Consider the following 19,783-nt stretch of genomic DNA (forward strand, 5'->3'; position numbering starts at 1 on the left):
AGTCGAACAGGGTGCCCCGACCGCTCCCACCGACCGGCGCGAGCAGAGCCGGTACCGATACAGAAAGGGGCGGCCCGTGTATCGAGTCGCCCCTTTGTATCGTAACGCTGGTTATATCAATTTCCCATCTCGGAGAGGAACTTGATACGAATCAACCGTATCTCCTCCTCGCTGTATTCCATGCCAAACTCTTCGATGGCATCCTCGAGGCTGTCGCTCTCGCTCTCCTTGAAGTAGTTGAAAATGTCGTCGATGTGCTCGTCGTCCATAATCTCGCGCAGAAAGTAATCGATGTTAATCTTCGTGCCCGAGTAGACGATGGCCTCGATTTCGTCGAGCAGCTCGCTGAAGTCGAGCCCCTTCGACTCGGCCAGTTCGTCGAGGGCAATCTTGCGGTCGATGGCTTGGATAATCGAGACCTTCAGCTTCGACTTGTTGGCTACGGTGCGCACGCGCAGGTCTTCGGGACGCTCGATTTCGTTCTCCTCGACGTGAGCCTTGATGACCTTGATGAACTCCTCGCCGTATCGTTTGGCTTTGCCGGCACCCACACCCGGAATGTTCTGCAACTCCTCGAGGGTGATGGGATAGGTCGTGGCCATGGCTTCGAGCGACGGGTCCTGGAAGATGACGTAGGGCGGCAACTCGAGCCGCTTGGCAATCTTCTTGCGCAGGTCTTTGAGGATGGCGTACAGCTCGGGGTCTACCGCACAGGCGGCTCCGCCCTTCATGGGTACCTCTTCCTCCATCTCTTCGAAATCGACATCCTTCACAATCTTGAACGATACCGGATTCTTCAGGAATGCGTGTCCGGCTTTGGTCACCTTCAACAATCCATAGTTTTCAATATCCTTACTGATATAACCGGCTATCAATGCCTGACGGATTACGGCATTCCACGTACGCTCGTCTTCGCCCTGTCCGCTACCGAAGACCTCCAGGTCTTCGTGCTGATACGAGAGCACCTGGCTGGTCTCTTTGCCCAGCAGGACATCGATAACATATTCGGTTTTAAATTTCTCTTTCAGTGCAATGATAGTTTCAAGAACCGCACAAAGTTGATCTTTTGCTTCCACTTGTTTTTTAGGATTTAGGCAATTATCACAATTTCCGCAATTGTCTTCTTCATACTCCTCACCGAAGTAGTGCAGCAGAATCTTGCGGCGGCAGAGCGACGACTCGGCATAGGCTGCGGTTTCCAGCAGCAACTGTTTGCCTATCTCTTGCTCGGCCAGGGGTTTACCCTGCATGAACTTCTCGAGTTTCTGCAAGTCTTTGTTGATATAAAATGTTATACATTGGCCTTCACCTCCGTCACGACCGGCACGTCCCGTCTCCTGATAGTAGCCCTCGAGGCTCTTGGGTATATCGTAGTGTATGACATAGCGCACATCGGGTTTGTCGATGCCCATGCCAAAGGCTATCGTGGCGACGATAACGTCGATCTTTTCCAACAGGAATGCGTCCTGGTTTTGCGTACGGGTAGCCGAGTCCATACCGGCGTGGTAGGGCAACGCCCGTATCCCGTTCACCTGCAGTAGTTCGGCCAGCTCTTCCACCTTCTTGCGGCTCAGGCAATAGATGATGCCCGACTTCCCCTCCTGCGACTTGATATATTTGATTATATCCTTGTCGATATTCGCCGTCTTGGGGCGCACCTCGTAGTAGAGGTTGGGCCGGTTGAACGACGACTTGAAGACCGTGGCATCGAGCATGCCCAGGTTCTTCTGGATATCGTGCTGCACCTTGGGGGTGGCAGTGGCCGTGAGGGCGATAACGGGTTTCACACCTATCTCGTTGATGATGGGTCGTATGCGGCGATACTCGGGACGGAAGTCGTGCCCCCACTCCGAGATACAGTGCGCCTCGTCGACAGCATAAAACGAGATGTTTACCTGACGCAAAAAGTCGATATTCTCTTCCTTGGTAAGCGACTCGGGTGCGACATACAGCAATTTGGTTTTTCCCGACAATATATCACTCTTGACCTGATCGATTGCCGCCTTGTTGAGCGAGGAGTTTATAAAGTGAGCCACACCGTCTTCGGCGCTGAAGTTGCGCATGGCATCGACCTGGTTTTTCATCAATGCAATCAAAGGCGAAATGACGACGGCCGTCCCGTCGAGAATCAGGGACGGTAGTTGATAACAAAGCGACTTACCTCCTCCGGTAGGCATCAATACAAAGGTGTCTTTCCCGGCGAGTAAATTTTTGATAATCGCTTCCTGATTTCCTTTGAAGGTATCGAATCCGAAATGCTTTTTCAGTTCCTCGGTCAAATTTACTTCTTTTGCCATACGGTTATTCTCTTTCTCGTTATTGGTTAGCCGATCTCTTATCGGTCTAACAAATTTATAAACAACTCTGCGTAATTACCAAATTTTAATGCTGCTTTTTTTATACGGCCAATAGTTTTGCTTTCTCTAATTTTTTCTCGGCATAGCTGCGGGTGATGTTCAGCTTCTTCTTCGCCGACGAGGGGGTCTCGTACATGGCATCCATCATCACCGTCTCGACAATCGAGCGCAAGCCGCGGGCTCCCAGTTTAAACTCGATGGCCTTGTCGACCACATAGTCGAGCATGTCGTCGTCGAAGGTGAGCTTCACGCCATCCATCTCGAACAGTTTGACATACTGCTTGATAATCGAGTTTTTGGGCTCGACCAGAATACGGCGCAGAGCGTCGCGATCGAGAGGATTCAGGTAGATGAGGATGGGCAGACGCCCGATAATCTCGGGGATGAGACCATACGACTTGAGGTCTTGCGGGGCAATGTACTGCAACAGGTTGTCGCGGTTGATACGGTTGTTGCTGCCACCGCCGTTGAACCCTACCACGTGGGCATTGAGCCGCATGGCTATCTTGCGCTCGATACCGTCGAAGGCCCCGCCGCAGATGTAGAGGATGTTCTTGGTGTTGACCGGAATCATCTTCTGCTCGGGGTGCTTGCGCCCGCCTTGGGGCGGCACGTTCACGATAGAGCCTTCGAGCAGCTTGAGCAACCCTTGCTGCACGCCTTCGCCGCTCACGTCGCGGGTAATCGAGGGGTTGTCGCTCTTGCGGGCTATCTTGTCGATCTCGTCGATAAAGACGATACCCCGCTCGGCGGCCTCCACATCATAGTCGGCCACCTGCAGCAGGCGGGTGAGAATGCTCTCTATATCTTCGCCCACGTAACCGGCCTCGGTGAGCACCGTGGCATCGACAATGGTAAAGGGCACCTTGAGCAGCCGGGCAATGGTCTTGGCCAGTAAGGTCTTGCCGGTACCCGTGGGGCCTACCATGATGATGTTCGACTTCTCTATCTCCACATCGTCGGCATCGTCGGTCGCATTCTGCATGATGCGCTTGTAGTGGTTGTAGACCGACACGGCCAGGTAGCGCTTGGCATCGTCCTGCCCGATGACGTACTGGTCGAGAAAGCTCTTTATCTCTTCGGGCTTGGGCAACTCCTCGCGCGAAATCGACCATTTCGAATTTTTCTTCCGCTTCTTGTGCAGATACTCTTCGGAAAGGAGGTAGGCCTGTTCGGCACACTCGTCACAGATGCAGCCGTCACGGCCGGGCATCAGCAACCGCACCTCGTTTTCACCTCGTCCGCAAAAACTACACTTCTCACCTTTCGCCATTGCTCAAATCGTTTTTCTTGGATTTAACCAATACCTCATCGATCATGCCATACTCTTTGGCCTCGATGGCAGTCATCCAGTAGTCGCGGTCCGAGTCTTTCTCTACCCGCTCGTAGGTGTTGCCCGAGTGGTCGGCGATAATGGTATAAAGTTCTTTCTTAAGTTTCTGTATTTCGCGAGCGGTAATCTCAATATCCGAGGCCTGACCCTGGGCGCCACCCATCGGCTGGTGAATCATCACCCGCGAGTGTTTCAGGGCAAAGCGTTTCCCCTTGGTACCGGCTACCAGCAGCACGGCTCCCATCGAGGCGGCCATACCGGTGCAGATAGTCGACACGTCGCAGCTGATAAACTGCATGGTGTCGTAGATGCCCAACCCGGCATAAACCGACCCGCCCGGCGTATTGAAATAAATCGAGATGTCTTTACCGGGGTCGGCGGCATCGAGGTAGAGCAACTGCGCCTCTATGACATTCGAGGTATAATCGTCGATAGGTGTTCCCAGAAAGATCACACGATCCATCATCAAACGCGAGAACACGTCCATCTGAGTGACATTCAACTGACGCTCCTCCATAATGGTCGGAGAGAGGTAACTGCTGGTAAACTGTGCATACTGGTCCAAAGCCAGACCGTTCATGCCTAAATGCTTCACCGCATAATTTCTAAAATCGTTGGTCATGTTATACGTATTTAATTGTTTCTATCCCTATTTTCAATCCATGGTTGCGAAAGCCATAGCCAAAGTCAAACCGGGAAACAAAGATACTGTTTGACTTTGTCAAGACACATTCTATCTCATACAAAGATATAAACAAAAACAGTTATGCCCCAAATAAATTTGGGCGAGCCACCTGTTTTTTAGGACCTGCTTTCACAAAAAATAATATATGCATCACAACCCGCCTGCCCCTCGAACCGGCAAAACTACCGGGCCGAGGTGACAAAAAGCCCCGAAAACAGAGGGTTCCGGGGCTTCGTGTGAATTTATATCGAATTACTATCGACTGGTCTTATTCTGCAGTTTCGAACAGCTTCTGGAAATTCTCCATCGATACCTCTTTGTGGTTGAGGGTTACCGATTCCTTGATAGCCGTTTGAATCTTCATCTCGGTAGCCTGGTTGATGAGACGCGAACGGGTATCCTTGTTCGAGAGCATCTCGTTGCCGTAGCGCTCGAGTACATCGTCGGGCACACCGGTCATGCCGTATTGGGCAAACTGGCTGGCGGCTACACGTTTGGCCATAGCCTTCAGGTCGTTGTCGTCGACATGAATATCGAATTGTTTTACGATTTGCTCCTTGATCAGTTGCCACTTCAAGTCGGGTACCATGCGCGAGTAGTCGTCGTCGATGGTCTCGGCCTTGCGCTCCTTGTCGGTAGCGAGCAACCAGCGTTTGAGGAATGCGTCGGGCAATTCGAAGTCGCCTACGGCTTTTTCGATGGCAGCACGCGAATCGAGCGAGAAGCGGTAGTCGCTCTCGGGAACCAGCTGGTGGGCAATCATCTCGCGGATTTTGGCCAGGTACTCTTCCTCGGTCTTCACGGTATCCTTACCGAAGATGCTGTCGAAGAACTCCTGATTCAACTCGGCGGGTTGCAGGTGGGTAATATCTGTCACTGTCATTTCGAAGTCGGATGTCACATTGGCAGCCTTCTCCTTGTCGGTATTGAGCATCGAAGCCAGTTCGGCTACCGAAGCGTTGCAGCTCTTCGAGGGGTTGAATACCACTTTGTCGCCCTTCTTCACGCCGGCAAACTTGGCCTTCTCGTCGTCGCTCTTGAAGTAGTTGGGCGAAACGATTGTGCTCTCTACCGTGATGCCGCCTTCGAGGGGAGTGCCGTCGCTCGAGAGCTCGACCATCGAACCCTTGATGAGGTCTTTCTCGTCGGTCGACTCGTCTACCGAAACCTGTTTGCCGAAGCGGGCACGGAACGATTCGTCCTGACGTTTTACCATATCGTCGTCGACCGTAATCGTGTAGTAGGGAACCGAAATCGACTTGTCTACCTTCACATTCAGTTCGGGGGCCAGAGCCACATCAAAACGGAAGGTGAAATCGTCCTGAGCATCCAGGTCGACCGTCATGTCTTCGGCCGTCATGGGCTCGCCCAGAATGTTGAGTTTGTTATCGCGGATATAATTGTACAAAGCCTCTGAAACCAAACGGTTGATCTCCTCTACCCGTACCGATTTGCCAAACATCTTCGTGAGGATGCTGAAGGGTACTTTCCCCTTTCTGAAACCGGGGATATTGGCTTTCTGCCCGTAGGCGCGAAGAGATTTATCAACTTTGTCCTGATAATCGGCTTTCGATATTTCAATCGAAATCACAGCGTTCAGGTTGTCGGTGTTTTGATGTGAAACGTTCATTCTTATGAATTTTATTAAATTAGACTCTTTACTGTTTTTACTCTCTATTGCCTACAAAAAGCATGCAAATTTTGAGAGCGCAAAATTAGTGCTTATCTTTCGATAATCAAATTATTATTAAATTTTTTCTTTTTTCGGAACCGACAAACGAGGGGCTCCGAGGGTGCCCCTTCCCCCCCTTCCGGTCGGTCGGGGACAGAGGTTCTACTTGGTATCGGCCATCAGCTGGTCGAAGAAATCGTCGAGTTCCTTGTCCATCTTTTCCCAGAAATCGTCGTGCAGATAGATATTCTCGTCGTCGATGGTAATGAGGTCGGCCACCGGCTCCATGTCGGCATTGACCAGCACCACCGAGAAGGGCGAAATAACATCCAGCGAGTGAATAGCCTGGCTCACCCGCTCATCGGCCAGTACCTTTCTCAAAAAGGCTATCAAGGCTGCATCCAGCTGGTCGCCATCGTGAGCCGTGCGCCACTCGTCGAGCTCATCGATGGTCGACTGGGCCAGCACGCCGTCACCGTCGTCGAAGACGGTAAAGAGTTGTTCGTCATACTTCACCTGCACATACATGTCGGTGAGCGACAGGGCCTCTGCACGGGCCTTCTCTACCGCTGCACAAAGGGTATCGCACAGGGTCGAGAAAAGTTTTTCTTCCGAAGCGTCCATAATCATTCTATTCGTTAAGTTGCGACAGTCGGCAACAGCCCTCCGAATCGAAGAGAAAGAGAGACTCTCCCCCACCCGATTTGGCCCTAATGCCTTCTATCTTTCACACAAAGGTAGTGAAAAAAGCAAGTATCGGCATCGACTCCATATCAAATTTTTCTTATTTCTTATATATGCCCGCACAATCATCGTGACGGCTACGATTCGAAAAGAATAAAAAAAATATCGTTTTATTCAAAAATTTATAGCGATTTGTTTGGAATCAAAAATGATTTCATTACATTTGCAACATCAAACTCGCAACAGAGAAACGATGAAGAACTTTGATTTTGCATATTACTTTTACTTTTATTTTTATTTTCGCCAAAATAAAAACGGGGTTTTATGCAATTAAGAGAATGTAAAACAGAACAACGACACGTATAGTAAAATCCCGTTCAACCACCGAACGGGATTTTTTTATTTTCGACCTATGAAGAAGAGAGTCACCATACAAGGCATAGCCGGCTGTTACCACGAAGCCGCCGCCCGCGCCTACTTCGGCGAGGAGGAAATCGAGACCGTCGCTTGTGCCACCTTTGCCGAGATGTTCGACCGCATGGCACTCGACCACTCCCTGCTGGGCATCATCGCCATCGAGAATACCATCGCCGGCAGCCTGCTGCAAAACCACGAGTTGCTGCGCAAGAGCAATCTGAACATCGTGGGGGAATACAAGTTGCGCATCTCGCACGTACTGGCCGCTCTGCCGGGCGAGACCCTCGACGACATACGCGAGGTTAACTCGCACCCCATGGCCCTGATGCAGTGCGGAGAGTTTCTCAAGACCCACCCGCGCATGAAACTCGTCGAAAAGGACGACACGGCGGGCAGCGCCCAGGAGATAGCCCAGCACCACCTCACGGGGCATGCCGCCATCTGCGGCCGGCTGGCGGCCCAAATCTACGGTCTGAACATCCTGGCCGAGGGCATCGAGACCAACAAGCGCAACTTCACCCGCTTCCTGGTCGTGGCCGACCCGCTTTACAGCGACTGGCTCACCGCCGGCAAGCGCATCAACAAGGCGTCGCTCGTCTTCAGCCTGCCCCACACGCAAGGCAGCCTGTCGAAGGTGCTCACCATCCTCTCCTTCTACGACATCAACCTGTCGAAAATACAATCCATGCCCATCATCGGGCGAGAGTGGGAATACCGGTTTTACATCGACCTCACGTTCGACAACTTCACCCGCTACAAACAATCGCTCGACGCCATACGGCCGTTGACCAAGAACTTCAAAATACTCGGAGAATATGCAGAATTTGACAAACCCCTTTGACATACGGCCCGCCCACCGGGTAAACCAGGTGAGCGAATACTACTTCTCGCGCAAGCTCAAAGAGATTGCCGGGCTCAATGCCCAAGGACTCGACATCATCAGCCTGGGCATCGGGGGTCCCGACCGGCCTCCCCACGCCGATACCATCGAGGCGCTCTGCTCCGAGAGCCGGCGCCCCGACACCCACAGCTACCAGCCCTACGTGGGCATTCCCGCACTGCGGCAGGCCTTTGCCGACTGGTATGCCCGCTGGTATGGCGTAGAGCTCGACCCCCAGCGCGAAATACAGCCGCTCATCGGTTCGAAAGAGGGCATCCTGCACATCAGCCTTGCCTTCCTCAACCCCGGCGACGGGGTGTTGGTACCCAATCCCGGCTACCCCACCTACAGCTCGGTGAGCCGGCTGGCCGAGGCCGAAATCTTCACCTACGACCTCGACGAGCAGAACGGGTGGCAACCCGACTTCAATCAGCTCGAGTCGCTGCCGCTCGACCGCATCAAACTCATGTGGGTCAACTACCCCAACATGCCTACCGGCGCCAACGCCTCGGTCGAGCTGTTTACCCGCCTGGTCGAGTTTGGCCGGCGTCACGACATCGTCATCGTCAACGACAACCCCTACAGCTTCATCCTCAACGACCGGCCCCTCAGCCTGCTGTCGATACCCGGCGCCCGCGAGTGCTGCATCGAGATGAACTCGCTGAGCAAGTCGCACAACATGGCCGGCTGGCGCATCGGCATGCTGGCCTCGAACCCGCAGTTTGTCGAGTGGATATTGCGGGTGAAGAGCAACATCGACTCGGGCATGTTCCGCCCCTTGCAGAGCGCGGCCATCAAGGCACTCTCGTGCGGTCCCGAATGGTATGCCGAGGTAAACCGGGTCTACCGCTCGCGACGGACCGTTGCCGAGCAAATCATGCAGGCGCTCGACTGCAGCTACGACCCCTCGCAAGTGGGGCTGTTCCTGTGGGGGCGCATCCCCGACGAGGCCCGCGACGCCGAATCGCTGGCCGACCGCGTGCTCTACGACGCCCGCGTATTCATCACCCCGGGGTTCATCTTCGGCAGCGGGGGCAACCGCTACCTGCGCATCTCGCTCTGCGCCCCCGAAGAGCGAATGAAAGAAGCTTTACAACGTATCGAAAAAATGAAATCCTAAAATACTATTTGTTATGAACGACTTACAACCGATTACACTTCCCGGGGTCGACCTCAAGCGTCCCGTCATCATAGCCGGTCCCTGCAGTGCCGAGACCGAAGAACAGGTAATGAACACCGCCCGCCAACTGGCCGGGCAAGGCATCAAGATATTCCGCGCCGGGATATGGAAACCCCGCACCAAACCGGGAGGTTTCGAAGGCGTGGGCGTAGAGGGCCTGAACTGGCTCAAACGGGTGAAAGAGGAGACCGGCATGTACACCGCCACCGAGGTGGCCACCGAGCGACACGTGTTCGAAGCCCTCAAGCACGGCATAGACATCCTGTGGATCGGAGCCCGCACCACGGCCAACCCCTTTGCCGTACAGGAGATTGCCGACGCCCTGAAGGGGGTCGATATTCCCGTACTCATCAAGAACCCCGTGAACCCCGACCTCGAGCTGTGGATTGGCGCCGTCGAGCGCATCTACAACGCCGGCCTGCATCGGCTGGCTGTTATACACCGCGGCTTCAGCAGCTACGACAAGCACCTCTACCGCAATCTGCCCCAGTGGCACATTCCCATCGAGTTGCGCCGCCGCCTGCCCAACCTGCCCATCTTCTGCGACCCCAGCCACATCGGGGGCAAGCGCGAACTGGTGGCCCCGTTGTGCCAGCAGGCCATGGACCTGGGTTTCGACGGACTCATCGTCGAGTCGCACTGCGACCCCGACTGCGCCTGGAGCGACAAAAACCAGCAGGTGACCCCCGACGCCCTCCACTACATCCTGAACATGCTGGTGATTCGCGAGACCACCCAAACCACCGAGAACCTCTCGGAGCTGCGCAGCCAGATAGACCAGCTCGACAACCAACTGCTCGAACTGCTGGCCAAGCGCATGCGGGTTTCGCGCGAAATCGGCCAATACAAAAAGGAGCACAGCATGCCCGTTTTGCAGACCAGCCGCTATGACGAGATTCTGCAAAAGCGCATGGCCGAGGCCGTGGAGCTGGGCATGGGAGCCGACTTCATGAAAGAGATCATGCAGGCCATTCACGAGGAGTCGGTACACCAGCAAATGGAGATTATCAATAAATAAAAGGAGATTACCACTTAGCAATAAGATTACAAGTTGTCGCATTGTCTATGAAAATCGTTATTCTCGGAGCCGGCAAAATGGGGTCGTTCTTTGCCGACGTACTCAGCTTCGACCACGAAGTCGCCCTCTACGACGTCGACCCGCAACGGCTTCGATTCGCCTTCAACACCCTGCGCATGACCCGCCCCGAAGAGATAGGCGAGTTTGCCCCCGACCTGGTCATCAACGCCGCCACGGTCAAGTACACCATCGAGGCGTTCGAGTCGGTGCTCCCCTACCTGCCGGCCCGCACCATCCTGTCCGACATCGCCTCGGTCAAGACCGGTCTGCCCGAGTTCTACGCCCGGGCGGGACACCCGTTCGTATCGACCCACCCCATGTTCGGCCCCACCTTTGCCAACCTGAGCGACCTGAGCACGCAGCACGTCATCATCATCACCGAGGGCGACCACCTGGGCAAAGTCTTTTTCAAGGACATCTACCAGCGGTTGCGGCTCAACATCTTCGAATATTCGTTCCGCGAGCACGACGAGACCATCGCCTACTCCCTGTCGATACCCTTCACCTCGACCCTGGTATTCGCCTCGATCATGAAGCACCAGGATGCCCCGGGTACCACCTTCAAGAAGCACATGGACATTGCCCGCGGCCTGCTCTCGGAAGACGACTACCTGCTCACCGAGATACTCTTCAACCCCAACACCCCGCAGCAGGTGCGGCAGATACAGGAGCAACTCTCGGTCCTGCTCGACATCGTCGAACAGAAAGATACCGACCGCATGAAAGAGTACCTCACCCGGGTACGGAAAAACATCGAGTGAAGACTCCCGTCGCCGCCACACCCGGCAACACCCCCATCGAGATAGCGTGCCACCCTCCCCGGCGGTACGCTATCTTTTGTTTTTCACCCTTTCGACGCCCGCTTGAGAAAAGTCATCAATCGATTGATTATCTTATATTTATAAAATATCATCTTTTATTTACTCCGCGATTTTGGTATAATATTTTCTTTTCTTGCAAAAGAATATCTATATTTGTAGGTTGACTCAGGAGGTCGATACCCATACACTGAAAAAACAGGATTTTTTGATATGAGAAAATATAATGTGTTCCGCATTTCGTGTATCGCACTGCTATGGCTTTTTTGTGCCGTGACATTGATTTGGGCGAAAGGTATTGATGGGCAAGTGCTGTTTGCCATCATAGCCTCGGGAATCATCGTATTCGTGCCCCTCTACAAACAATGGAAACGAGAGAGCAACAACCAATGAGCCGCCAAGTCGATAAAATAGTTGAAAATGGAACCCGATAACATAGAACTACTCAAACAGATAAACTTCCCTGCCGACCTGCGCAAACTGCCGGTCGAGAAACTGCCCGAGGTGTGTGCCGAGATACGCCGTTTCCTCATCGGCTCGCTGGCCCACAACCCGGGACACTTCGGGTCGAGCATGGGGGCCGTCGAGCTGACCGTAGCCCTGCACTACGTATTCGACACCCCTTACGACCGCATCGTATGGGACGTGGGGCATCAGGCCTACGGGCACAAGATACTGACCGGCCGCCGCGAGCGGTTCGACACCTGCCGCAAACTGAACGGGCTGAGCGGTTTCCCCAATCCGGCCGAGAGCGAATACGACGCCTTCATCGCCGGCCATGCCTCCAACTCCATATCGGCCGCGCTGGGTATGGCCATCGCCACCCGGCTGAAACACGAGGAGAAGGAGCGCAAGGTGATTGCCGTCATCGGCGATGCCTCCATTGCCGGCGGGCTGGCCTTCGAGGGACTGAACAACGCCTCGATTAACCCCAACAACCTGCTCATCATCCTCAACGACAACGATATGGCCATCGACCATAACGTGGGCGGATTGAACGAATATCTGGTAAACATCACCACCTCGCGGGGGTACAACCGGCTGCGTTACGACGCCTACCGCACCCTGCGGCGGTTCAACCTCATCGACGAGGAGCACCGCGGCGCGATACTGCGCTTCAACAACAGTCTGAAGGCGCTCATCACCAAACAGCAAAACATATTCGAGGGGCTCGACATACGCTATTTCGGACCCATCGACGGCCACAACGTTATCAATATCGTCAACAAACTGAACGACATCAAGGATATGACGGGGCCCAAGATACTGCACCTGCGCACCATCAAGGGCAAGGGATATGCTCCGGCCGAAAAAGAGCCTACCATCTGGCACGCTCCCGGCTGTTTCGACCCCGCTACGGGCCAACGCAAAAGCGAGCCCGAGGGCAACAAGCCCCCCAAGTTTCAGGACGTATTCGGCCACACGCTGGTCGAGCTGGCCGAGCAGAACGACAAGATTACCGTCATCACACCGGCCATGCCCACAGGCAGCTCGTCGTGTTTCATGATGGAGCGCTTTCCCCAGCGGTCGTTCGATGTGGGCATCTCCGAAGAGCATGCCGCCACCTTCGCCGCCGGACTGGCCAAAGAGGGGCTGCAACCCTTCTGCAGCATCTACTCCACCTTCCTGCAACGCGCTTTCGACGAGGTGATACACGACGTGGCTATACAGAAACTGCCCGTCACCTTCTGCATCGACCGGGCCGGACTGGTGGGTGAAGACGGGGTGACGCACCACGGGGTATTCGACCTGTGCTACCTGCGCTGCATCCCCAACATGACCATCGCCGCCCCCATGGACGAGCACTACCTGCGCCACCTCATGTACACGGCGCAACTGCGCAACAACGGGCCCTTTGCCATACGCTATCCGCGCGGCAGCGGCAGCCAGGTCGACTGGCGCTGCCCCATGCACGAGCTGCCCATCGGCAAAGGTCGCCAGCTATGCGAAGGCGACGACATAGCCGTGCTCTGCGTGGGCCCCATCGGGGTCGATGCCCTGCACGCCGTGCAACGGGCACGCGAAGCGGGCGTGAAGGCAGCCCTCTACGACATGATTTTTGTCAAGCCCCTCGACGAGGAGATACTCCACGAGGTAGGCCAGAAATACAAGAGAGTCATCACCCTGGAAGACGGGAGCATCACCGGCGGATTCGGGAGTGCCGTGCTGGAATTCATGGCCGACCACGGTTACACGCCCCGCATCAAACGGATGGGCATTCCCGACCGGTTTATCGCTCAGGGCTCCGTCAAAGAGTTGCACCAGCTGTGCGGCATCGACGAAGAGAGTATTTACGCGACCCTCATGGGTAATTGAATATAAAGATACAAAGGGTATACATTATGAAAATCATCATCGCCGGAGCCGGAGAGGTGGGAACCCACCTGGCCAAACTGCTCTCCCGGGAAGAACAGGACATTATCCTGATCGACAACGACGAAGAAAAGCTAAGAGAACTCGACGCCAACTACAACCTGATGACGATTGTGGGAAACCCCACCGCCTTTATGACCCTGAAACAGGCCAAGGTGCACCAGGCCGACCTGTTTATCGCCGTCATGCCGTTCGAGACCCGCAACATCATGGCCTGCACCATGGCCTCGAAACTGGGAGCCAAGAAGACGCTGGCCCGGGTCGACAACTACGAATATCTGCTGCCCGAGAACAAAGCCTTCTTCGACAGCCTGGGGGTAAACGAACTCATCTATCCCGAAAAGCTGGCGGCCGAGGAGGTAATCACCGCCCTGCGACACACCTGGACCCGCAACTGGTTCGAGCTGTGCAACGGCGAGCTCATCGTCTTGAGCGTGAAGCTGCACGACAACGCCAAGATTCTGAACAAGAAACTCTACGAAGTCACCACAGCCGACAGCCAGTTTCACATTGCGGCCATCAAGCGCATACACGAAACCATTATCCCACGTGGTAACGACGAGATAAAGGTGGGCGACATCGCCTACTTCACCACCACGCCCAACCACATCGGGGAGATACGACAGCTCGCAGGCGAAAGCGAAGCCGAAATCCACAAAATCATGATTATGGGCGGCAGTCGCATTGCCATACGCATCTCGAGCTATGCCCCCGACGACATGGACATCAAGCTCATCGAATGCGACCGCCAGAAGAGCTACAAGCTGGCCGAGCGCATGCACGATGTCATCATCATCCAGGGCGACGGCCGCAACGTGGACCTGCTCAAGGAGGAGGGCATACGCGACATGGATGCCTTCATTGCCCTCACCGACAGCTCCGAGACCAACATTCTGGCCTGCCTCACCGCCAAAGAGCTGGGAGTGCAGAAGACCATCGCCGAGGTCGAGAACCTGCAATTCATCTCGACGGCCGAGCGGCTGAACATCGGCAACATCATCAACAAGAAGCTGCTGGCGGCCAGCCGCATCTTCCAGTTGCTGCTCGACGAAGACTCGTCGAACGCCAAATGTCTGGCCCTGTCGGATGCCGAAGTGATGGAGCTCGTCGCCAAAGAGAACTCCAAGATTACCAAAGCGCCGGTCAAAGACCTGAAACTGCCGTCGGACCTGACCATCGGTGGTCTGGTGCGCAACGGTCACGGTATGGTGGTGACCGGTAACACCTGGATACAGCCCAACGACCACGTCGTCATCTTCTGTCTCGACACGGCCCTGCACAAAATAGACAAGCTGTTTAATTAACGAGAGAAACTATGGCCAAAATCAATGTTCGTGTCATACTGAAATTTATCGGGATGCTGCTCTGTCTGGAGGCCATCCTCATGCTCGCACCCTATATCGTTGCCCTCATCTATGGCGAAGGCGACGCCATGGCCTTCCTGTTGTCGATAGGGATAACGGCCATCACGGGAGGTGCGCTGTTCTACTTCTTCCGGAATGCCCGCAACGAAGTGGGCAAACGCGAAAGTTACCTGATTGTCACCTCCATCTGGCTCTTCTTCACCCTCTTCGGCATGTTGCCCTTCTGCTTTATGCCCAACTCTCTGAGTGTAGCCGATGCCTTTTTCGAAACCGTTTCGGGGCTGACGACAACCGGAGCCTCGATTATTCCCAACGTCGAAGCCCTGCCCCACGGCATTCTGTTCTGGCGCAGCTTCACCCATCTTATCGGCGGTATGGGTATCATCCTCTTGACCGTCGCCATACTGCCCATGCTCAACCACCAGGGCGGCCTGATTCTGTTCAACTCGGAGGTGACCGGCATTTCACACGAGAAACTGAAACCGAAGATTGGCGAGACCTCCAAAAAGCTGTGGTACGTATACATATCGCTCACCGCCATCCTGTGCCTGTTGCTGTGCGTAGGTCCCATGAAGCCGTTCGACGCCATCTGCCACGCCTTCAGCACCATGGCCACGGGTGGATTCTCGACCAAGCAGGCCAGCCTCAACCACTGGCACTCGGCCTATATCGACTATGTCATCACGATATTTACCTTTGTGGCCGGTATCAACTTCGCCCTGGTATACCGGGCCGTCACCGGCGACGTGAAGCGACTCTTCTCCAACGAAGAGACCAAATGGTATACCGTTATCGTCGTGGGAGCTACGGTCGTAGTGGTAGCCGGACTCTATGTGACGGGACAAAACAGTTCGTTCGAAGAGACCGTGCGGGTATCGCTGGCCCAGGTAGTCACCGTCATCACCAGCACGGGATACACCGTGGGCGATTACGTAGCCTGGGGACCCTTCTTCACTACCGTATTCCTGCTGCTCATGTTCTTCGGTGCTTGTGCAGGCTCGACCTGCGGCGGTGCCAAGATAGACCGTCTGGTAGTGCTGGCCAAGAATACCCGCAACGAGTTCTACCGGGTTATCCACCCCAACGCCATTCTGCCCGTGCGGGTCAACGGCAAAGCCATTTCGCACGAGGTGGTCTCCAAGATTCTGGCCTTCATCCTGGTCTATGTGATGGTACTCATTGCCGGCTCTATCGTGCTGACGGCACTGGGGCTCTCGATCGAAGAGGCCTTCGGGTCTACCCTCTCGTGTCTGAGCAACATCGGGCCGGGAGCCGGAGCCACGGGACCGGTCGGGAACTATGCCTTTATCCCCGACATAGGCAAATGGACCCTCTCTTTCATCATGCTCATCGGGCGTCTCGAGCTGTTCACCGTGCTCATCCTCTTTACCTCCTATTTCTGGAAAAACTCGTAGGACCGGCACACTCTCGTCAGCTCCACCAAGAGGGGATTTCGTGTAAAAATATCGGCTCATGCTCTGTTTTTACATACGACTTTGCCTATCTTTGCTACACGAATACAGGAGGCGGTTCTGCATAGCCAAACTTGAAAATTTCATTTTCGTTTGTCTCTGCTTTCACCTTTCACTACCTTTGTAGAAGATAGGAGGCGGTTCAGCATAGCCAAACTTGAAAATTTCATTTTCGTTTGTCTCTGCTTTCACCTTTCACTACCTTTGTAACAATTTGTTTCAATCATATATCAGCTATTCCCAATATGCCCAAGAACCAAGAAGAAAACCCAATAAAACCGACACAACCCGAAGAGAGTGCACCTCAAGAGACTCCTCAGGAAGCACCACAAGAAGAGAAGAAACCTCACAAGGGATTGTTCAAGAACGAGCGTGTCAACTTCATCATCGGGGTGATTCTCATCATCTTCTCGATTTACCTGACCATATCGTTTATTTCGTTTCTGTTCACCGGTAGTGTAGACCAGAGCAAAATCGAAAATCTCTCGATTGGAGAACTCTCGTCGGTAAGCAACGACATACAAAACTGGACCGGAGCATTCGGAGCCTACCTCTCCAACCTCATGATTAACCGCTGGATGGGCATCTCGGCCTTCATCGTAGCGCTGTGGCTCTATGTGGTAGGGCGCCGCTTCATTCGGGTATCGCACACCCGCATGATACGGTTCACCATCACGTGTGCCCTCTCCATCATCGTCCTGTCGCTCTTCTTCGGCTTTATCTTTCTGCACAGCTACCAGGGCACCTTCCTCTACCTGGGCGGATACCACGGCTACTACGCCACCCAATGGCTCAACGCCTGGATAGGTCCCTGGGGTACCGCGCTCTTTATTGCGGCGCTCGCCATCATCTTGCTGGTACACCTCAGCTACAAGACCATCGACTACATACGTCGCGCCTCATCGGTCAACCTTACCGGCCGGGCCATCCAGTCGATTCGGAAGAAAGCCGACCAGTGGGCCAACAGCGGAGACCACGACAAACCCGAAAAAGAGGATGACGAAAAAGAGATAACCGTAACCCCGGAGGATACCGTACCCGAAACTGCTCAAACGGAACCAACGCCCGATGAAATGTCCCAAACGGACATCAAACCAGAGGATACTCTTGCGGCCTCCGAAATGGACGACATCACGGCCGGATACCCCGACGATCTGGTAGAGCCACTCCCCTCGCCCGACGAACTGGAAGAGCCTGCACCCCACGACCACGAGGAGACCAAGCGCCTCACCATCGACACCGGCGACCCCTCGTTTGTCATCGAAACGGCCGAGACCGACGAGATGACCACCCAGGCTCCGCCCCTCGAGGACTACGACCCCACCAAAGACCTCTCGCATTACAAGCGCCCCACCTTCGACCTGCTCGACAAGCGCGAGAGCAGCGAGGTTGAGATAAACATGGAGGAGCAGGCGGCCAACAAGAAGCTCATCACCGAGACGCTGAAAAACTACAACATCGGCATCAGTTCCATCACCGCCACCGTGGGCCCCACCGTCACCCTCTACGAAATCAAGCCCGAGGCCGGCGTGCGCATTGCCCGCATCAAGAATCTCGAAAACGATATTGCCCTCAGCCTCTCGGCACTGGGTATCCGCATCATCGCCCCCATTCCCGGCAAGGGTACCGTGGGTATCGAGGTGCCCAACAAGGAGCCCAAGATGGTATCGATGTACTCGGTACTTGCCTCGCGCAAGTTCCAGGAGTGCAAATACGACCTGCCGCTGGCTCTGGGGAAAAGCATCACCAACGAGGTGTTCATTGCCGACCTCTGCAAGATGCCCCACATCCTGGTAGCCGGTGCGACAGGACAAGGTAAATCGGTAGGCCTCAACGCCATCATCACCTCGCTGCTCTACAAGAAACACCCGGCCCAACTCAAATTCGTACTGGTCGACCCCAAGATGGTCGAGTTCAGTATCTATTCGGTCATCGAGAAACACTTCATGGCCAAACTGCCCGATGCCGAGAAGGCGGTCATCACCGACAGCGACAAGGTCATCGCCACCCTCAACTCGCTCTGCATCGAAATGGACAACCGGTATGCCCTGTTGGCCAAGGCCAACGTGCGAACCATCAAGGAGTATAACGACGAGTTTATCCACCGCCGGCTCAACCCCAACAACGGACACAAGTTCATGCCCTATATCGTGGTGGTCATCGACGAGTTTGCCGACCTCATCATGATGGCCGGACGCGACGTCGAGATGCCTATCGCCCGTATCGCCCAGAAGGCCCGGGCCGTGGGTATACACATGGTCATCGCCACCCAGCGGCCCTCGACAACCGTCATCACGGGTAATATCAAGGCCAACTTCCCGGCCCGTATCGCCTTCCGCGTGATGCAGATGGTCGACTCGCGCACCATCCTCGACGCTCCGGGTGCCAATCAGCTTATCGGCCGGGGCGACATGCTCTTCACCGAAGGCGGCGAACTGAAGCGTATCCAATGCGCCTTCATCGACACCCCCGAGGTGAAACGTATCTGCGAATACATCAGCCATCAACAGGGATACCCCGAAGCCTACGAACTGCCCGAATACAAAAACGAAAACAGCGACTCGGGCAGCGGGGCCGACATGAGCAACCGCGACCCCCTCTTCGAAGAGGCCGCCAAGATGATTGTCGTATCGGGACAAGCCTCTACCTCGTCGCTGCAACGGCGATACTCCATCGGCTACAACCGGGCCGGCCGACTGATGGACCAACTCGAAGCCGCCGGTATCGTGGGCCCGAGCGAAGGCGGCAAACCCCGTCAGGTGTTAATCTCGGACATCATGGCTCTTGAAAACAAATTAGACCTAATGAAATGAAACTAAGTCGCATCCTTCTTTTCTGCGCTACTCTGCTCCTGGCCAATGCCCAGGTGGCACAGGCTCAAAACGGCACCGCCGCACTCGACCGGGTGGTCGAAAAAATACGCCGCTCGGGCGACCTGTCGGCTGCGTTTACCCTCACCGTATACAACGCCCTGAACGAACCGGTCGACAAACAGTCGGGCACCATAAAACTGTCGGGCGACAAGTTCTACTGGACAACCCCCGCCATGACCGTCTGGTACAACGGCCAACTGCAATGGGCCTATGTAAAAGCCTCCGAAGAGGTGAACCTTACCGAACCCACCCCGGCCGAAATTGCCTCGATCAACCCCTACACGCTCATCACCACCTACAAGCAGAAATTCAACGTCAAGGCCTTGAAGGCCAAGAACAGCCAGCAACGGGTGGCCGAGCTTACCCCCAAGAAGAAGGGAACCCAGATAGACCGGGTGGTACTCACCGTAAACGCATCGAACTGGATGCCCCAGTCGTTCCAGATCTATTACAGCGACCGCACGCACAGCACCATCGCCCTGTCGCGACTGGTCACCGGGCAGAACTTTTCCGATGCCACCTTTGTTTTCGACAAGAAACAATACCCCAAGGCCGAAGTCATCGATTTACGCTAATCACTTAAAAACGAAATAAAAC

15 protein-coding genes are annotated in these 19,783 nt (G+C 54.7%); 10 read left to right on the forward strand and 5 right to left on the reverse strand.

Features of this window, described 5'->3' with window-relative positions; genetic code table 11:
- Nucleotides 1–116 precede the first annotated feature (116 nt).
- From recQ to NW211_RS03815, 5 genes are all read right to left on the reverse strand, one after another.
- Nucleotides 117–2,297, reverse strand: a complete 2,181-nt coding sequence (gene recQ, locus NW211_RS03795) for a DNA helicase RecQ (RefSeq protein WP_087407651.1) — start codon at nucleotides 2,295–2,297, stop codon at nucleotides 117–119.
- Between the two features lie 100 nt (nucleotides 2,298–2,397).
- Nucleotides 2,398–3,630, reverse strand: a complete 1,233-nt coding sequence (gene clpX, locus NW211_RS03800) for an ATP-dependent Clp protease ATP-binding subunit ClpX (RefSeq protein ID WP_087407652.1) — start codon at nucleotides 3,628–3,630, stop codon at nucleotides 2,398–2,400.
- Nucleotides 3,617–4,312: an ATP-dependent Clp endopeptidase proteolytic subunit ClpP gene (clpP, locus tag NW211_RS03805; protein ID WP_087407653.1), complete on the reverse strand. Its 696-nt coding sequence runs from the start codon at nucleotides 4,310–4,312 to the stop codon at nucleotides 3,617–3,619. The genes clpX and clpP overlap by 14 nt, the downstream gene beginning before the upstream one ends.
- 331 nt (nucleotides 4,313–4,643) lie before the next feature.
- Nucleotides 4,644–6,005: a trigger factor gene (gene tig / locus NW211_RS03810; protein WP_087407654.1), complete on the reverse strand. Its 1,362-nt coding sequence runs from the start codon at nucleotides 6,003–6,005 to the stop codon at nucleotides 4,644–4,646.
- 204 nt (nucleotides 6,006–6,209) lie between these two features.
- On the reverse strand, nucleotides 6,210–6,671 hold the full coding sequence (locus tag NW211_RS03815) for a hypothetical protein (protein ID WP_087407655.1): 462 nt from the start codon (nucleotides 6,669–6,671) through the stop codon (nucleotides 6,210–6,212).
- 472 nt (nucleotides 6,672–7,143) lie between these two features.
- Between NW211_RS03815 and NW211_RS03820 the strand changes: the two genes are divergently transcribed.
- The 10 genes from NW211_RS03820 to NW211_RS03865 all read left to right on the forward strand — a co-directional run bounded on the left by NW211_RS03820 (nucleotide 7,144) and on the right by NW211_RS03865 (nucleotide 19,761).
- Nucleotides 7,144–7,989, forward strand: coding sequence for a prephenate dehydratase (locus NW211_RS03820; protein ID WP_087407769.1), 846 nt, complete (start codon nucleotides 7,144–7,146; stop codon nucleotides 7,987–7,989).
- Nucleotides 7,964–9,148 carry a pyridoxal phosphate-dependent aminotransferase gene (locus NW211_RS03825; RefSeq protein WP_258326978.1) on the forward strand — a complete coding sequence of 395 codons (1,185 nt, stop codon included), beginning with the start codon at nucleotides 7,964–7,966 and terminating at the stop codon, nucleotides 9,146–9,148. The genes NW211_RS03820 and NW211_RS03825 overlap by 26 nt, the downstream gene beginning before the upstream one ends.
- A 13-nt stretch (nucleotides 9,149–9,161) precedes the next feature.
- The gene (locus tag NW211_RS03830; RefSeq protein WP_087407657.1) at nucleotides 9,162–10,226 is read left to right on the forward strand and encodes a bifunctional 3-deoxy-7-phosphoheptulonate synthase/chorismate mutase type II; all 1,065 of its coding nucleotides are present in this window, start codon (nucleotides 9,162–9,164) and stop codon (nucleotides 10,224–10,226) included.
- A gap of 47 nt (nucleotides 10,227–10,273) precedes the next feature.
- Entirely contained in the window at nucleotides 10,274–11,047 is a 774-nt protein-coding gene (locus NW211_RS03835) for a prephenate dehydrogenase/arogenate dehydrogenase family protein (RefSeq protein ID WP_087407658.1), read from the forward strand.
- Nucleotides 11,048–11,317: 270 nt separating this feature from the next.
- Complete coding sequence (locus tag NW211_RS03840) at nucleotides 11,318–11,497, forward strand: hypothetical protein (protein ID WP_087407659.1); 180 nt, start codon at nucleotides 11,318–11,320, stop codon at nucleotides 11,495–11,497.
- Nucleotides 11,498–11,524: 27 nt separating this feature from the next.
- The gene (gene dxs / locus NW211_RS03845; RefSeq protein WP_258326979.1) at nucleotides 11,525–13,420 is read left to right on the forward strand and encodes a 1-deoxy-D-xylulose-5-phosphate synthase; all 1,896 of its coding nucleotides are present in this window, start codon (nucleotides 11,525–11,527) and stop codon (nucleotides 13,418–13,420) included.
- A 26-nt stretch (nucleotides 13,421–13,446) separates the two neighbouring features.
- The gene (trkA, locus tag NW211_RS03850; RefSeq protein WP_087407770.1) at nucleotides 13,447–14,781 is read left to right on the forward strand and encodes a Trk system potassium transporter TrkA; all 1,335 of its coding nucleotides are present in this window, start codon (nucleotides 13,447–13,449) and stop codon (nucleotides 14,779–14,781) included.
- A gap of 11 nt (nucleotides 14,782–14,792) precedes the next feature.
- Nucleotides 14,793–16,256 (forward strand): TrkH family potassium uptake protein, encoded by a 1,464-nt coding sequence (locus NW211_RS03855; RefSeq protein WP_258326980.1) that lies wholly within the window; start codon nucleotides 14,793–14,795, stop codon nucleotides 16,254–16,256.
- A 302-nt stretch (nucleotides 16,257–16,558) separates the two neighbouring features.
- Nucleotides 16,559–19,126, forward strand: coding sequence for a DNA translocase FtsK (locus NW211_RS03860; RefSeq protein ID WP_087407662.1), 2,568 nt, complete (start codon nucleotides 16,559–16,561; stop codon nucleotides 19,124–19,126).
- Nucleotides 19,123–19,761 (forward strand): LolA-like putative outer membrane lipoprotein chaperone, encoded by a 639-nt coding sequence (locus NW211_RS03865; protein ID WP_258326981.1) that lies wholly within the window; start codon nucleotides 19,123–19,125, stop codon nucleotides 19,759–19,761. Before NW211_RS03860 ends, NW211_RS03865 begins: the two co-directional genes overlap by 4 nt.
- The last annotated feature ends 22 nt before the right edge of the window (nucleotides 19,762–19,783 follow it).

Source organism: Barnesiella sp. ET7, from assembly GCF_024733785.1.
GTDB classification, from domain to species: Bacteria; Bacteroidota; Bacteroidia; order Bacteroidales; family Barnesiellaceae; genus Barnesiella; species Barnesiella merdigallinarum.

Excerpts from the sequence above, each read along its gene's own strand:
- NW211_RS03855 (WP_258326980.1), top strand. The coding sequence starts at position 14,793 with ATGGCCAAAATCAATGTTCGTGTCATACTGAAATTTATCGGGATGCTG.
- clpX (WP_087407652.1), bottom strand. The coding sequence starts at position 3,630 with ATGGCGAAAGGTGAGAAGTGTAGTTTTTGCGGACGAGGTGAAAACGAG.
- clpP (WP_087407653.1), bottom strand. The coding sequence starts at position 4,312 with ATGACCAACGATTTTAGAAATTATGCGGTGAAGCATTTAGGCATGAAC.
- trkA (WP_087407770.1), top strand. The coding sequence starts at position 13,447 with ATGAAAATCATCATCGCCGGAGCCGGAGAGGTGGGAACCCACCTGGCC.
- NW211_RS03815 (WP_087407655.1), bottom strand. The coding sequence starts at position 6,671 with ATGGACGCTTCGGAAGAAAAACTTTTCTCGACCCTGTGCGATACCCTT.
- recQ (WP_087407651.1), bottom strand. The coding sequence starts at position 2,297 with ATGGCAAAAGAAGTAAATTTGACCGAGGAACTGAAAAAGCATTTCGGA.
- NW211_RS03835 (WP_087407658.1), top strand. The coding sequence starts at position 10,274 with ATGAAAATCGTTATTCTCGGAGCCGGCAAAATGGGGTCGTTCTTTGCC.
- NW211_RS03865 (WP_258326981.1), top strand. The coding sequence starts at position 19,123 with ATGAAACTAAGTCGCATCCTTCTTTTCTGCGCTACTCTGCTCCTGGCC.
- NW211_RS03860 (WP_087407662.1), top strand. The coding sequence starts at position 16,559 with ATGCCCAAGAACCAAGAAGAAAACCCAATAAAACCGACACAACCCGAA.
- dxs (WP_258326979.1), top strand. The coding sequence starts at position 11,525 with ATGGAACCCGATAACATAGAACTACTCAAACAGATAAACTTCCCTGCC.
- NW211_RS03820 (WP_087407769.1), top strand. The coding sequence starts at position 7,144 with ATGAAGAAGAGAGTCACCATACAAGGCATAGCCGGCTGTTACCACGAA.
- NW211_RS03840 (WP_087407659.1), top strand. The coding sequence starts at position 11,318 with ATGAGAAAATATAATGTGTTCCGCATTTCGTGTATCGCACTGCTATGG.
- NW211_RS03825 (WP_258326978.1), top strand. The coding sequence starts at position 7,964 with ATGCAGAATTTGACAAACCCCTTTGACATACGGCCCGCCCACCGGGTA.
- tig (WP_087407654.1), bottom strand. The coding sequence starts at position 6,005 with ATGAACGTTTCACATCAAAACACCGACAACCTGAACGCTGTGATTTCG.
- NW211_RS03830 (WP_087407657.1), top strand. The coding sequence starts at position 9,162 with ATGAACGACTTACAACCGATTACACTTCCCGGGGTCGACCTCAAGCGT.